Source organism: Corallococcus sp. AS-1-12, assembly GCF_020036995.1.
Classification (GTDB): Bacteria; Myxococcota; Myxococcia; order Myxococcales; family Myxococcaceae; genus Corallococcus.
In genome coordinates, this window is sequence record NZ_JAIQDD010000004.1 from 215,624 (window position 1) to 229,854 (window position 14,231).

The window sequence follows — 14,231 nt, forward strand, 5'->3', positions numbered from 1 at the left end:
CGGCGTCACAGGGGCTCGGGCTTCACGGCGGGCGCGGCGCCGGGCTCCGGCGCGGGCTCCACGGTGAAGTGGCAGCGCTCGCGCTCCTGCGCCACGGCCTCCGCGTCCAGGGGCTCGGGGGACAGGCGGCAGAGCATCTCGTCCGGCTCCCACGGGTACGGCCGGCCGTCCAGGCGCACGCGCCCCTCGGCCACGGCGCGCGTGGCCTCCACGAGCGACAGCGCGGACAGGTCGCGCATCAGCGCCTCGAAGCGGCCCTGGCGCTCCGGGGTGGAGAAGTGGAAGCGGCCTCGCGCGACGACGGCCAGGTGGTACCACATGGGCCGGAAGGCCACGCCGGCCAGCCCCAGGCGCTGGGCCATGGCGAGCAGCACCTCCGTCGTCTCGCGCGACAGGCCCAGGCCGGGCACCTCCTGGCCGGGGAGCTGCGGGCGCGTCTCGCTGAAGCGCGCGCGGGGGTGGCGCAGGGACAGCCAGTTGGCGAAGAGGAAGGTCTCCCCCTGGAGCTCCTTCTTCTCCACCACCGAGTCCGACAGCAGGTGCTCGCGGCCGCCCGCGTGGCCCAGCACCATGATGCGGTCGCCGGTGCCGCCGGTGGAGGCCACCTGCACGCGCAGGCGGCTGTAGCCCAGGCGCTCCACGTACGACAGCAGGCCGTAGCGGAACAGGGCGTACTCGATGCCCTGCGCGGTGTAGTGGCCCAGCACGCGCGGCTGCACCTCCGGCCCCAGCCGCAGCGGGCCCTCCAGGTCCTCCAGCGAGAAGGGCTCCCAGTGCGGCGCCTTGCCGGCGGTGTTGCCGTTCTCCGGATCCAGCAGGTGCGCGATGCGCTGGAAGCGCGCGCTCAGCGGATCATAGCGCGCGGTGATGCGCTGGTGGCCCAGCCCCGCGAGCACCAGCACGGTGCCCGCGAACAGCTTCCAGGACTCGGCGTGGTAGCCGCCGCCGGGCAGCCACACGCTGGCGCGTCCCCGCAGCGCGGCGGCGATGGCCACGTCGCGCTTGCGCGCCCCGTGGAGCGAGATGCCCACGCGCCCGAAGCGGTCCCCGGCCAGCACGTCCCCGCCGGCGATGACGAAGGTGATGTCGGAGGCGGGCATCCGCGCGAGCAGGTCCTTCACCTTCTGCACGTAGGTGACGTCGTCGCAGCCGTCCGGCACGCGGGTCTCGTCCACGCCGGGGGGCAGCACGCCCCAGTCGCTGCCGGACACGGAGCCGATCCACGTCTTCGGCTGGCCGGCGAGGCACGCGGCGGTGCCGTCCGGCGGGTGCGCGTCCAGGTCCAGCACGGCCACGGAGCCTTCGAAGCCGGAGGCGCGCAGGTCCGCCACGGCCACGGCGATGTCGTTGACGGTGCAGAAGCCGCCGCCCTTGTCCGGGCGCGCGTGGTGGAAGCCGCCGGCCATGTTGACCACGGGCGTCTGCCGCGCGAGCGCCAGCCGGGCCGCGCCCAGCGTGCCGCCGCACACCAGCCGCACGCTGTCCAGGAGCGCGTCCACGGGGACCTCCGACGGGTCGGTGGCGTAGATGCGCGCGAGGGTGGCGGGGTGGGAGAGGGACTCCAGGTAGCGGGCGTCGTGCACGCGCGCGAGCTGCGCGTAGGACACGGGCACGGGGTGGCGCACGTCCGCGGCGCGCACCACGCCGGACTCCAGCAGGTACCAGGTGGTGAAGTCGGTGCCGCGCGGCTCGATGCCCACGGAGGACTCGATGCCGGACAGGGGCAGGCGGTAGGCCTCGTCGTAGAAGACGTGCACCCGGCCGCGTCCCAGGCCCAGCTTCCAGAGCCACGCTTGAATCATCCGCGCCTCGCGGGCGGCTGGGGACGGCGGGCGTTCACGGGGACGAGGGACACGGGGGCGGGCCGGAAGAGGGTGGTGCCCCCTTCATCCTGCGAGGGGGGCGTGGGCGCAAGGCTCATTCCACGGGGCGCTGGGCCTCTTCTTGAAGGGCGGGGCTGCGGCGGCGCACGGTGCGGGCGGCGACGGTGACGGCCAGGGCCCACGCGAGCCCGGCCACCCAGCCGCCGAGCACGTCCGTGGGGTAGTGCACGCCCAGGTACACGCGGGTGCAGCCCACGAGGACGGAGAGGAGCAGGGCCACGGTGAGGAGGTAGACCTTCACGCGGCGGTGTTCGGAGAACTGGGCCAGCAGCGCGCCCAGCGTGAGGTAGGTGATGGCGGACAGCATGGCGTGGCCGCTGGGGAAGCTGGTGGACAGGGTCTCGGTGAGGTGGGGCACCACCGAGGGGCGCGGGCGGTTGAAGAGGCCCTTGAGCAGCGCGTTGAGCATCCACCCGCCGACGATGGCGGCCAGCACGAACAGGCTGGTGCGGTAGCGGCGGGCCACGACCAGGAAGCCGCACACGGCCGCGGTGAGGATGGACAGGACGGGGAAGCCGCCCAGGGACGTCACGTCGCGCGCGCTCTCCGCGAGCCACCACGGGCCCCGGGGGAGCGCGGGGTCTTCGGGACGGCGCAGGGAGCGCACGATGCGCTCGTCGATGTCCTGCGTGTCGCCTTCATGGACCTCATCGGACAGGTAGACGAAGCCCAGGACGCACGCGACCACGAGCAGGAGCAGCCCCAAAGGCCGCGTCACCATCGCATCCCAACCCGACACCCACCGCCAAGGCCCTCGTGACATGGCCGTGACTTAAGACAGCGGGTGCGGGCTGGCCACGGGCTTTTCGCGGCGAGTGTCGGACAGGCTCCAGGTGCTCAGGGAGGCGTGAAGCTTCGAGTCTCTCGGCGGACCCGCCAGGACCAGTCGAAGGCAGACACCATCGAGGACCTTCCGCGCTTCCAAGCACCTCCCGTCCTTCTTGTTGCAACAGCCTTCGTGAGAACGTTCGCCCATGGAGCGGTCGCTGGCTCGCGGCGTACGCCCCTGGACGCTCGGGCCAGCGGGACATTGTCAGGGGGGTGTGGCCTGTTATCACCCGGTGACGTTCTCACCGGGAGGCACCCGCACATGGCCATCGCCACCATCAGCCCCACCACCGGCAAGACGCTGCGCACGTTCGACGTGCTCTCGTCCGCGGAGCTGGAGCGCAAGCTGCAACGGGCCGCGGACACGTTCCGCTCCTACCGCGAGACGTCCTTCGCCGACCGCGCCCGCTGGATGCGCCGCGCCGCTGAGATCCTCGAGGTCGAGGCCCCCCGCTTCGGCCGCATGATGACGGAGGAGATGGGCAAACCCCTGGAGGCCGCCAAGGCCGAGTCCATCAAGTCCGCCACCGCGTGCCGCTACTACGTCACCCGCGCCGAGAAGCTCCTGCGCGACACGCCCATCGACGTGGATGGCGACACCGCCTTCGTGCGCTACCAGCCCCTCGGCCCCGTCCTCGCCATCATGCCGTGGAACTTCCCCTTCTGGCAGGTCGTGCGCTTCGCCGCCCCCGCCCTCATGGCCGGCAACGTGGGCCTCCTCAAGCACGCCAGCAACGTGCCCCAGTGCGCCATCGCGCTCGAGGAACTCTTCCGCACCGCCGGCTTCCCGGAAGGCGCCTTCCAATCCCTGTTCATCGAGACGTCGGAGGTGAACCGCGTCATCGAAGACCCTCGCGTGAAGGCCGTCACCCTCACCGGCAGCGAGGGCGCCGGACGCGCGGTCGGCGCCGCCGCGGGCCGCGCCATCAAGAAGGTCGTCCTGGAGCTGGGCGGCAGCGATCCGTTCATCGTCATGCCCAGCGCGGACCTGGACAAGGCCGTGCACACCGCCGTGTCCGCGCGCCTCATCAACAACGGCCAGTCCTGCATCGCCGCCAAGCGCTTCATCGTCGCCGAGCCCATCGCCCAGGAGTTCGAACGCCGCTTCGTCGAACGCATGAAGTCCGTGGTGGTCGGTGACCCCATGGACCCGAAGACCGACGTGGGCCCGCTCGCCACGCCCGGCATCCTCGAAGGGCTGCACGCCCAGGTGCAGGAGAGCGTGAAGGCCGGCACCCGGCTCCTGCTGGGCGGCAAGCCCCAGGGCGGCCCCGGCAACTTCTACCCGCCCACCGTCCTGGCGGATCCGCCGCCCAAGGCCCCCGCCTTCCATGACGAGCTCTTCGGCCCCGTGGCCACGCTCCTGCGCGCCCGCGACCTGGAGCACGCCATCGAGCTGGCCAACGCGACCCCCTTCGGCCTGGGCGCCAGCGTCTGGACCCAGGACCCGGACGAACAGCGCCGCTTCATCGACGGCATCGAGGCCGGCATGGTGTTCGTCAACGCGCTCGTCGCGTCCGACGCGCGCCTGCCCTTCGGCGGCGTGAAGCACTCCGGCCACGGCCGCGAGCTGGCCGACCTGGGCATCCGCGAGTTCGTCAACGCCAAGACCGTCCGCATCACCGGCGCGTCCGGCGCCCCGCCGCCGTCGAAGCACGCGGGCGAATAGTCAGCGCGTGCGCACCCGGCCATCCACGGGCGCGCCGTGCACCTCTTCCAGCGCGGACGTCACCGCGTCCACCTCCGCGCCCAGTTGCTCCACGCTGAGGCGCAGGCCCGCGCCCGCCACGTCCGCGTCCGCCGCGTCCGCCGAGCGCACCCGCAGCACCTGGGCGTAGAGGTTCTCCAGCGTGTACGCGAGCCGCGTGAACTCGGCCTCCAGCCGGTCCGCGGACTTCGTCAGCTCCGCGCGCTGGCGCACCTGCTCGTCCAGCACCTGCAACGCCGCGCGCAGCCGGTCGCGCACCACCACGTCCTCCTCCGCGGCCTGGCGCGTCTCCAGCTTCTGGCGCTCGTCCGCCAGCCGCCGCACGTCCTCCGGCGGCGCCACCGTGCGCAGCTCGCGCTCGCGGCGGACGAGCTCGTGGCAGCTCTTGCGCAGGTCCTGCACGGTGCGCTCCGGCGAGCGCACCATCTCCTGCAACACGCCCCTGCCCGCGCGCAGCTCCGCGAGCAGCTTCTCGCAGACGGCGTCCACGCGCGTCAGGCGCGGATCCGCGGGCGCCTCCGGCGCCTTCGCCTGGGCCGGCGCCGGCGCGGACGGCTCCTCCACGCGCGTCAGCAGCGGGTTGTTGCTCGGGCGCAGGTGCTTCGCGGCGCCCCTGAAGAACGCGAGCGCCACGAACACCAGCCACCAGTACTGCTGCGGCAGCCGCACCACCGTGGCCACGCAGGCCAGCGCGACGATGAGCTGCCCCACGCCCACCACCGGGTTGCGCGAGGCCTCCTCGCGCGCCGCCTTCTCCGCGCGCTTCGCCTCCCGGTGCGCCTGCTGCTGGGCGAGGTACGCGTCGCGTTTGGCCTGCCGCTCCGCGCGGCGCAGGGCGTCCTTCGACTCGCGCTCCCACTGCTTCTCCCACCGCTGGCGCTCCCGCTCCGCGCCGCGCTCCCACTCCCGCTCCCAGCGGTCGCGCTCCTTGTCGGTGGGCAGGCGGCCCATCCGGCGCACCCACGCCTCCAGGGCCGCGTCCTTGCGCGCGCGGCCTTCCTCGATGGCCGCCTCCAGCCGGCGCAGGCGCTCGGCCGCGTCGTGGGGAGGCGAGGAGGCAGGGGGCGCTTCGCGGTCTCGGGGCACGAGGTGACGCTAACAACTTCCCCTGGGGTTGGGGACTGTCGCGGGTGGCCCCATAAGCGCAGGTGTTGAGCCATTGGCGCGCGGCGGGCGGCCGGACGCGGGCGCGCGGTGGTCCCCTGTGAACGGATGCGGTACTGGGAGGGCACGATGACCCTTCCCACCGCCGCCACCCGCCGCTTCCAGTGGTTCAGCCAGGGCGTGCTCCTCTACACCCTGGGCGTCATCCTCTGGGGCGCGTTCGTGCGCGCCACCGGCTCCGGCGCGGGCTGCGGCGACCACTGGCCCGTCTGCAACGGCGAGGTGGTGCCCCGCGCGCCCTCCCTCCAGACGCTCATCGAGTACACCCACCGGCTCACCAGCGGCCTGGCCACGCTGCTCGCCGTGGCGCTCTACGCCTGGGGCCGCCGCGAGTTCCCCAAGGGCCACCCGGGCCGCAAGGCGGCGTTCTGGGCGCTGGTGTTCATGCTCACGGAGGGCCTGGTGGGCGCGGGCATCGTGCTGCTCAAGTACGTGGCGCAGGACGCGCGCCTGGGCCGCGCGGTGTGGATGGGCGTGCACCTGACCAACACCTTCCTCCTGGTGGGCGCGCAGACGCTGGTGGTGTGGGCCTCCAGGGGCCGCGCGCGCATGGCGCTCCGGGGCCAGGGCGCCGTGGGCGCGCTGCTGGGCGGGAGCATCGTGGGCATGCTGGTGCTGGGCATCAGCGGCGCGGTGGCCGCGCTGGGCGACACGCTCTTCCCCGCCACCAGCCTCGCGCACGGCTTCCAGCAGGACCTGTCGGAGACGGCGCACGTGCTCCTGCGCCTGCGCGTGTTCCACCCGGCCATCGCGGTGGCCATGGGCGCGCTGCTGGTGTTCGGCGGCCGTCAGGTGGCGCGGCTGCGGCCCTCGCCGGACGTGCGGCGCGCCGCCGCGTGGCTCACCGGCGTGTACGCCGCGCAGTTGTGCGCGGGCGTCATCAACCTGGTGCTGCTGGCGCCCGTGACGATGCAGCTCGTGCACCTGCTGCTCGCGGACTGCGTGTGGATGTGCGTGGTGCGGCTGTGCGCGGCGGGGCTCGCGGAGGACGCGCCGCGCCTGGAGCCCGCCGCCGAGCCCGCCTCCCACGTGGAGCCGGTGTAGCGCCTCAGCCGCGCAGGCCCCGTGGCACCAGCACGCGCGCCACCGCCTCGAAGAGGCCGCTGACCGCGAGCGCGAGCACCGCCGCGGGCACCGCGCCTTCCAGGATGAGCCCCACGTCGTCCAGCCGGATGCCGGTGAGGATGGGCTGACCGTAGCCGCCCGCCCCCACCAGCGCGCCCAGCGTGGCGGTGCCCACGTTGATGACCGCCGCCGTCTGGATGCCCGCGAGGATGGACGCCGCCGCCATGGGCAGCTCGACGCGCCACAGCCTCGCGCCGGACGGCAGGCCCAGCGCCTCCGCGGACTCGCGCACCTCCCACGGGATGCCCTGGAGCCCCGCCGCCGTGTTCCGCACGATGGGCAGCAGGCTGTAGAGGAACAGCGCCGCGATGGCCGGCTTCGAGCCGATGCCCAAGAGCGGAATCATGAACACCAGCAGCGCCAGCGACGGCACCGTCTGGATGACGCTGGAGAGCCCCAGCACGCCCTGCCCCAGGCGCGGACGGCGCGCGGCCACCACGCCCAGCGGGATGGCCAGCGCGATGGCCGCCACCAGCGACAGGCCCACGAGGAACAGGTGCTCGCGCGTGCGCAGCCAGACGCGCGCCCACCGCCCGTCCGTGCGCACCTCCGCCGTCAGGCCGAACGCGGCCTGGAGGAAGTCCGCCGCCACCCGGGCCTCCGGCACGTGCTCCAGCCGCGCGCGGGCGTTGAGCCGGACCATCTCCGCTTCCGTCAGCGAGCCCTCCAGCCGGCGCAGCGCCTGGACCACCCGGGGCGCGCGCGGCTCCAGGTCCGCGCGGTAGAGGAGCACGGCGTCGTACGCGGGGAAGTGGTGCCGGTCGTCCTCCAGCACGCGCAGCCCGTAGGCGGCGATCTCCGCGTCCGTGGAGTACAGGTCCGTGAGCTGGATGGCGCCGCTCTCCATGCCCCGGTACGCCAGGTCGTGGTCCAGGCCGCGCACGTCGCGCTGGGGCAGGCCGTACGCGTCGCGCAGCGCGGGCCAGCCGTCGCCCCGCTGCATGAACTCGTTGCTGAAGCCCACGCGCAGCTCCGGGTGCGCCTTCAGGTCGGAGATGCGGCGGATGCCCAGCCGCTCGGCCTCCGCCTCCTTCATGCCCAGCGCGTAGGTGTTGTTGAAGCCCAGCGGCGCGCTCATCCGCAGGCCTTCGTCCGCGAGCGCCCGCCTCAGCGCGTCGTCGTCCGGCAGCGCGCGGCCCACGAGCAGCTCCTGCCGCAGCGTGCCGGTGTACTCGGGATAGACGTCCAGCTCGCCCCGGCGCAGCGCCTCCCACAGCACGGTGGTGCCGCCCAGCTCGCGCCGGTGCGACGCCCGCGCGCCCGCGTCCTTCGCCACCTGCGTCACCAGCTCCCCGAGGATGACGGACTCGGTGAACTTCTTGGACCCCACGCGCACCTGGGGCCCGCCGCCTTCGGTGCTCGTGCACGCGACGGTGAGCAGCAGCAGCGTCAGCGACAGCGCGCGCGTCATCCCGGCCTCCGCAGGGGCAGCGGGCGCTGCGCCTGGATGAACCGCGTGACGAACGGGTCCAGGGGCCGCGCCTCCAGGTCCTCCAGCGTGCCCTGCTGCACCACCTGGCCCTCGCGCATCAGCACGATGCCGTGGCCCAGGAAGGCGGCCTCCGCCAGGTCGTGCGTGACGAGCACCACCGTCTTGCCCAGCCGCTCGAAGATGCCGCGCAGGTCCGCCTGGAGGTCGTGGCGCACCAGCGGATCCAACGCGCCCAGGGGTTCATCCAGCAGCAGCACGTCCGGGTCCAGCATCAGCGCGCGCATCAGCGCCACGCGCTGCCGCTGGCCTCCGGAGAGCTCGCCCGGGAAGCGCTCCAGCGCCTCCGCCGGGAAGCGCGTCAGGTCCGTCAGTTGCTCCAGCCGCTCGCGGATCCGCGCCTCCGGCCAGCGCAGGTGCCGCGCCATCAGGGTGACGTTCCGCGCGCCGGTGAGGTGCGGGAACAGGCCGCCGCCCTGGAGCGCGTAGCCCACGCGCTGGCGCACGGCGAGCAGCGCGTCCGCGTCCTCAGGCAGGGGCCGTCCGTCGAAGAGGACACGGCCGGTGTCGGGCCGGAGCAGGCCGTTGAGCAGCCGCAGCAGCGTGGACTTCCCGCAGCCGCTGGGGCCGATGAGCACCGTGGTGGCGCCCCGCGGCAGGCTCAAGTCCAGCGGGTGCAGGGCCTGCGCGGCGCCGAAGCGCTTGGACACGCCTTCCAGGAGGAACACGAACGCCACGTCCCTTCAGCGCGGGGCGAACACGCCGTCGCAGAGTGTCTGGGTGGGAAAGGGCGCGCCCGCCGGGAGGCTGCACGCCGCGAACAGGCCCCAGCCCTGGCGGTCCACGCCGCCGGTCCAGACCTGGACGTCACCGCCCCCCTCCGGCGCGGGCGCGGTGAAGCGCACGCAGCGCGTGGCCTGGCCCTCCACGTAGCAGTCGCGCACCTGCGTCGGGCTGGCCCCCGGGAGCGCGTCGCGCAGCTCCTCCGTGCTCCGGTCGCGCCAGCGCTCCACCTGGCCCGCGCCCGGCGCCACCGGCCAGAAGACGCTCCAGGAGAAGGTGGACGCGGCGCAGCGGATCCGCCCCGCGCGCGTCGTCGAGTCCGCGACCTCGCACCCCTCCGGCACGTACAGCACCCGCCACGGCAGCCGGGGCGGCATGACGCGCGCGGACGGCGACAGCGTGTCGCCCTCCGGGTTGCCCCGCGTGGCCAGGTACGCGAACAGCTCCAGGCACCGGCCCAGCCCCGCGCGGACGTCGTCGCGTGCCACGCAGCCCAGTTGCCGCACGTGGCCCGCGGAGGGCGTCACCGCCGTGACGTAGCCGCCCACCGTGCAGGGGGCCTCGCCGGAGCACCGCTCGAAGCGCAGGGACGGGCGCGGCTGTCCGCCGAGCGGCAGCTCGCCCCGGGCCTCCGTGAGGCCTGGGCCCAGCCGGGCATGCACGCGGGCGCGGCCGGAGTCCACGGCCTGGAGCTCGCTCAGCCCGGGCTGTTCGTGCAGCCACACGGAGAGCGCGCCGCAGCGGTACGTGCGCGACGTGGCGCTGTCCGGCAGGGGGACGCAGCCGTCGAAGAGGGCGCGCGCGTCCTCGACGAAGGGGCCCGCGGGCGTCACGCCCTCGGAGGGGACCGCATGGGCCACCGGCGCGGACGCCAGACACGCGCTCAGCAGCGCCCCGAATGTCACCCCCATCACCGCGAGTGCCGTGCGCATCCGCGAGGGGATAGGCGCCGGACCCGGCCGAGTCAACCGGCCCGTCGGTCCGACGCCCACCGCGCTACACACGCGGTTACTGCTTCTTGATCTGCTTCTCGAGGCTCTTCGCCTCCGTCTCGTTGCCGCGGACGGTGCGCTCGGTGTCGCTCAGGAGCGCCAGGAAGGTGGCGTCGTTCTTGTACTCCTTGCGGCCCTCCTCGAGGATGTCCTTGCCCTTCTTCTGGTCCTCCGCGATGCGCGACAGGAAGGCCTTGTCGAACTCAGGCCCCTGCTTGGCCTGGAGCTTGTTGATCTCCTCGTTCGTCTTGTCGAAGGCCTTGCCCAGCTTCTCGCCGGAGCCCTTCATCTTCTCCTGGTAGCCCTGCTGCACGCCGGAGCCGCCCGTGCCCATCTGGTCCTCGGAGGTGATGTTGGTGTCGGTGAGCGCGCTCACCTCCATCTTCTTCTGCTGGGCCCAGGTGCGAAGCTGCTCCTGGTTCTGCTCGTGGTCCTCGCGCAGCTTGGTGGCGAACTCCTTCACCTGAGGGTCCGTGGCCTGCTGCTCCGCGAGCCGCGCCAGCTTGATCTGCCGGTTGTTGAAGACGGCCAGCTTGCCCACGTACTGCACGCGCTTGGCGGCGGCCTCACCCACGGCCTTGCCCTGCTTCATCTCGTGCTTCTCTTCCTTGGACGATTCGTCCTGGGCGTGGGCGGAGAAGCCCATCAGCCCCGTCATGACCGCCGCCGTCACCGCCCGCGTCTTCCAGTTCGTCTTGCTCATGGTCCCTGCCTCCCCCGCCTTCGCGGATGCACGTTTGACGGGGGCAAGGTGTGGACGCGGGAGCCCGTTGCCAGGGCCGCCTGGCCGAGCGCCCTCCCCCCGGGTACGAGGCCCGGGGGGGATGAGGCCGCGTCACTCCACGGGCAACAGGCCGCGCACCACCGCGCCGCGCCCCTGCGCCGTGGCCTGGGCCCAGCCGCGCAGCAGCGCCAGCACCTCCGAGGAGAAGCAGGGCGTGTCGAGCAGCGTGACGGTGGTGGCCATCCCGCCCGTCTGCGCCTGCTCGAAGCGCGTGGTGAGCCAGCAGGCCCCGGCGCCCACGCCCTCGGGCACGGTGCGCGACACCTCCAGCTCCAGCAGCGCGGAGGGAGACAGCCACCCCTCCGCCCATCGCAACCGCCGCTCCAGCAGCGCGCTCAGCGACCCGCCCGCGGCCGTGGCCTGGAGCGCCAGGGGCTCGCCGTCGCCCGGGGGCAGGTACACCTCGCGCAGGAAGGGCGGCTCGCGGGTCAGCGCGTGCGCCATCGCGCGCAGCCACAGGCGGCAGTCGCGCAGCACGTCCGCCGTGGCCGCCTCGAAGGGGGGCAGCGGGTGGCGCGTCGGGGTGCGGCGGCTGCCCTTGCGGTCCGGCTCCACCTCCACGAAGGGGGACACGCGCGCGCAGCCCTCCACGGTGCCCTCCACCTCCAGCCCCAGCCGCTCCAGCCGCGAGCCCCGGCCCAGGCCGCGCCACAGGTCCACGAAGGCCGCCGCCAGCGGCGCCGCGTTCGCGACCGAGTACGGCCGCCACTCCACGCGCTGACACACCACGCGCGCGGACGGCACCCGCGCCCCGGGAGGCCCCAGCCCCAGCGTCAGGTCCTCGCCGCCCACCGCCACGCGCGAGGCCAGCACGTGCCGTACGGGCCCCTCCAGCAGCCACACCCGCAGGGCGCCTCGCGGCACCGCGCCCTCCACGTAGCGCGCGCCCAGCAGCCACAGCTCACCCTGGATGAGCACGTCCTCGCCCCGGGGGGCGTGCAGGTTCGGCTTCGAGTCCTGGCAGCCCAGCACCCAGGCCCCGCGGCCCTCCTGGACCCAGCGCACCCGAAGGCCCTCCGGCAACGCCTCCAACGCGCGCCGCGTGGCCTCCGCCTCGCTCATTCCCTCCGCCATTGGGCCCCTCACACCAAACAGCGCTACGGTATTCTTACGTGATAGCTGTTATTCACCGCCCTTGTCAGCACGTTTTTCGTGGTTTCCCGAGTGGGTAATGGGAAACCCAGTAGGTCTGGGTGGGGGGACGGCGGGGGGACCTCAGGGGGTGGGCGTCGAGGCTCCGCCCCGGGCTCCGAAGGCGCGCTCCAGGAGCGCGTCGCTGGAGAGGCCGGGGCTGGCCTTGGCGGCTTCCACGTCCAGGCCTTCGCCGTGACCCCGGCCCTGGCCTTCGAAGCGGACCTGGGGGCCGTCGAAGGAGGCGCGCTGGGGGCAGGAGGGGAGCTTCAGGCCGGCGCGCAGCGTGTCGCACGGGAGGGAGCGCGCGTCCTCGTAGGGGGCGGCGGGGGTGCCTTCGGTGCGCAGGTAGCGCACGCGGCCGGACTCGAAGCGCAGGGAGACGAGGTTCGTGCCCAGCAGGGCCTCCACCTCGGAGCGGGGACGGACCTCGCGCCACGGGGTGTCGCCGCCCTGCGAGAAGGTGAGCCAGGTGTCCCACTTCAGGGCCGGGAGCTGGAGGGCGCGGGACTCCTCCGGGCGGATGCGCACGGTGCCCCGGAAGGCCTGGCAGTGGGTGGTGTCGCAGAGGGCGCGGCCGGGGTGGCGGGTGTCGGCGTGGCGCTCGTTGTGCGCGGCGATGCGGGCCAGCGCGATGCGGGCTTCGCCCTGGAGCGTGACGTCCTCGGCGGCGACGACGCCCGCGGTGTACTGCACGCGCGTGGTGCGGAAGACGAAGTCGGAGCCGCGCCGGGCCTTGAGCGCGCTGGGCGTGGTGGGCACGCCGGGGGGCGGGCGGTACGGCGGAGGCGGGGACCCGATGAAGACGCCCGCGTAGTCACGGCCACCGTCGGGGCCGTCCGGGAAGCGCACGCGCCACGGGCTGCCCAGGCAGACGGCGGGGCCCTTCGCGGTGAGCGCGTCCAGGCGAGAGAAGTCCGGTGGCGCGGCGCGAGGAACGCCGTCGTCCAATGAGAAGCCCGCGCCCGCGCAGCGGGCCTCCACGGTCGTGGAGGGCAGCAGGCCGAGCACCTGCACCCGCGCGGCGTCCAGTCCCGCCTGACGGCGCACGCGGGCGAGGAGCGCGGGGAGCTCATCCACGAAGTGCCGGGGCATCTTGCCGGGCCGCATGATGACGGCGACGAGGTCCGCGTCCACGGCGGCGATCCACCCGAACTGGGGGCGGCTCGCGGCGTCGCGCACGGTGCCCGTCTTGGTGGCGACGCCCTTGAGCGCCCTGGACGTGGAGAGGCCGCTGAGCGTGCCTTCGTCCACGTTGCCGGTGAGGAGCGCGAGCACGTCCGGCCGCGCCTCCGCGAGCAACCGGTACGCCTGCGCCATGCCCCAAGGAGACAGGCCATGCGCGGAGCGAAGCCCGATGGCCTCCGTCATGTCCGAGGGCAGACCGGTGAGGCCCACGGAGGACAGCACCGGCCCCCAGACACCAAAGGCCTTGGGCGCGAGCCCCGTGGCCTCCCAGTCCAGGAACCATCCGTTGCACGAGCGCAGGAGCGCCATCCGTGCATCCACCTTCGGAGGCAGCCCCGCGCCGCAAGCCCACTCCTGCACGCCCCTGCGCGGCGCGAGCAGCGGAGGCGCGTTGGAGTCCGGAGCAGCACGCCCCGCTGCCTCCGAAGAGGTGCCGGAGCCGCGGGCATCGCGCGGCGAAGCGAGCACGGTCCCCGCCGCGTACAGGAACGGCTTGAGCGCGGAGCCGTAGGGCACCGCGCGGCGCACGTCTCCCTCCGAGAACAGCACCTCTCCCGAGTGCCGGCTCACCACTACCGTGGCCGGCTCGGGCGCGAGCACCGCCACGTCCGCCAGCTCCTCCACCGTCAGGGGCGCGGCCCAGCGCGCTCCGTCATGACACTGGCGCAGCCGGCGCGTCAGCGCGGCGGGAAACCCCGTGTGCTCTCCCAGGATGCGGGCCAGTCCCCTCCTCGCTCGCGGCGTGTCCACCGCTGGCGCGCTCGCCACCGCCTGCGCCGCGCTGGACAGCGATTGATAGGGACCGTCGCGCCACGCGGGCAGCTCGCCGCTCACCGTCAGCGCGAAGGCTTCGTGGAAGAGCCGGTCCTCGCTGGACGCGGGACAGGCCCACCACAGCAACTGGTGCGCCAGCTCGTGCCGCAGCGCCGTGCGCGTCCTCGCGTCCAGCACCCCGGGCGTGTTCTGCCGCAGCTCCACCACGCCGGGCCGGCCCTGCGCGTTGCGCTCGGGCGTCAGCGACGTGCCCTTCTGGAGCGTCACCGTGGCGGGAGCCCTCGCCGGAAGGCCTCCCGCCTGCGCCGCGTATTGCGCCTCCAATGACCTCCAGGCGGCCTGGGCCTCACGGCGCAGGTCCGCCTCGGGCGTCACATCGCCCTTCGTGACGAAGGTGGGCGAGGCCGACAACAGCACGGCGACGGCGACGGCCCACCCCATG

The 14,231-nt window shown here is 73.8% G+C and carries 11 protein-coding genes; 2 read left to right on the forward strand and 9 right to left on the reverse strand.

Features of this window, described 5'->3' with window-relative positions; genetic code table 11:
• Window positions 1-5 precede the first annotated feature (5 nt).
• Window positions 6-1,802, reverse strand: coding sequence for a histone deacetylase (locus tag K8556_RS08180; protein WP_223739462.1), 1,797 nt, complete (start codon window positions 1,800-1,802; stop codon window positions 6-8).
• Between the two features lie 115 nt (window positions 1,803-1,917).
• The gene (locus K8556_RS08185) at window positions 1,918-2,646 is read right to left on the reverse strand and encodes a phosphatase PAP2 family protein (RefSeq protein ID WP_223739463.1); all 729 of its coding nucleotides are present in this window, start codon (window positions 2,644-2,646) and stop codon (window positions 1,918-1,920) included.
• Window positions 2,647-2,973: 327 nt separating this feature from the next.
• On the opposite strand from K8556_RS08185, the gene K8556_RS08190 reads away from it, so the two are divergent.
• Window positions 2,974-4,380, forward strand: a complete 1,407-nt coding sequence (locus tag K8556_RS08190) for an NAD-dependent succinate-semialdehyde dehydrogenase (protein ID WP_223739464.1) — start codon at window positions 2,974-2,976, stop codon at window positions 4,378-4,380.
• Here K8556_RS08190 and K8556_RS08195 read toward each other — a convergent pair whose 3' ends face one another.
• On the reverse strand, window positions 4,381-5,505 hold the full coding sequence (locus tag K8556_RS08195) for a hypothetical protein (protein WP_223739465.1): 1,125 nt from the start codon (window positions 5,503-5,505) through the stop codon (window positions 4,381-4,383).
• Window positions 5,506-5,652: 147 nt separating this feature from the next.
• Between K8556_RS08195 and K8556_RS08200 the strand changes: the two genes are divergently transcribed.
• Window positions 5,653-6,627 carry a COX15/CtaA family protein gene (locus K8556_RS08200; protein WP_223739466.1) on the forward strand — a complete coding sequence of 325 codons (975 nt, stop codon included), beginning with the start codon at window positions 5,653-5,655 and terminating at the stop codon, window positions 6,625-6,627.
• Between the two features lie 4 nt (window positions 6,628-6,631).
• Here the strand turns inward: K8556_RS08200 and K8556_RS08205 are convergent, their stop codons facing one another.
• The 6 genes from K8556_RS08205 to K8556_RS08230 all read right to left on the reverse strand — a co-directional run bounded on the left by K8556_RS08205 (window position 6,632) and on the right by K8556_RS08230 (window position 14,230).
• Window positions 6,632-8,119: a glycine betaine ABC transporter substrate-binding protein gene (locus K8556_RS08205; protein ID WP_223739467.1), complete on the reverse strand. Its 1,488-nt coding sequence runs from the start codon at window positions 8,117-8,119 to the stop codon at window positions 6,632-6,634.
• Window positions 8,116-8,865 (reverse strand): ATP-binding cassette domain-containing protein, encoded by a 750-nt coding sequence (locus K8556_RS08210; protein ID WP_223739740.1) that lies wholly within the window; start codon window positions 8,863-8,865, stop codon window positions 8,116-8,118. Before K8556_RS08210 ends, K8556_RS08205 begins: the two co-directional genes overlap by 4 nt.
• A gap of 15 nt (window positions 8,866-8,880) precedes the next feature.
• Window positions 8,881-9,852 (reverse strand): hypothetical protein, encoded by a 972-nt coding sequence (locus K8556_RS08215; RefSeq protein ID WP_223739468.1) that lies wholly within the window; start codon window positions 9,850-9,852, stop codon window positions 8,881-8,883.
• A gap of 76 nt (window positions 9,853-9,928) precedes the next feature.
• A complete protein-coding gene (locus K8556_RS08220) occupies window positions 9,929-10,615 on the reverse strand; it encodes a DUF4142 domain-containing protein (RefSeq protein ID WP_223739469.1) in 687 nt (228 codons plus the stop codon).
• Between the two features lie 132 nt (window positions 10,616-10,747).
• Window positions 10,748-11,770, reverse strand: a complete 1,023-nt coding sequence (locus K8556_RS08225; protein ID WP_223739470.1) for a hypothetical protein — start codon at window positions 11,768-11,770, stop codon at window positions 10,748-10,750.
• 141 nt (window positions 11,771-11,911) lie between these two features.
• Window positions 11,912-14,230 carry a hypothetical protein gene (locus K8556_RS08230; RefSeq protein WP_223739471.1) on the reverse strand — a complete coding sequence of 773 codons (2,319 nt, stop codon included), beginning with the start codon at window positions 14,228-14,230 and terminating at the stop codon, window positions 11,912-11,914.
• Window position 14,231: the final 1 nt, after the last annotated feature.

Coding starts and splice junctions, on each gene's coding strand:
- K8556_RS08225 (WP_223739470.1), bottom strand. CDS start 11,770: ATGGCGGAGGGAATGAGCGAGGCGGAGGCCACGCGGCGCGCGTTGGAG.
- K8556_RS08230 (WP_223739471.1), bottom strand. CDS start 14,230: ATGGGGTGGGCCGTCGCCGTCGCCGTGCTGTTGTCGGCCTCGCCCACC.
- K8556_RS08185 (WP_223739463.1), bottom strand. CDS start 2,646: ATGTCACGAGGGCCTTGGCGGTGGGTGTCGGGTTGGGATGCGATGGTG.
- K8556_RS08215 (WP_223739468.1), bottom strand. CDS start 9,852: ATGCGCACGGCACTCGCGGTGATGGGGGTGACATTCGGGGCGCTGCTG.
- K8556_RS08200 (WP_223739466.1), top strand. CDS start 5,653: ATGACCCTTCCCACCGCCGCCACCCGCCGCTTCCAGTGGTTCAGCCAG.
- K8556_RS08190 (WP_223739464.1), top strand. CDS start 2,974: ATGGCCATCGCCACCATCAGCCCCACCACCGGCAAGACGCTGCGCACG.
- K8556_RS08180 (WP_223739462.1), bottom strand. CDS start 1,802: ATGATTCAAGCGTGGCTCTGGAAGCTGGGCCTGGGACGCGGCCGGGTG.
- K8556_RS08220 (WP_223739469.1), bottom strand. CDS start 10,615: ATGAGCAAGACGAACTGGAAGACGCGGGCGGTGACGGCGGCGGTCATG.
- K8556_RS08205 (WP_223739467.1), bottom strand. CDS start 8,119: ATGACGCGCGCGCTGTCGCTGACGCTGCTGCTGCTCACCGTCGCGTGC.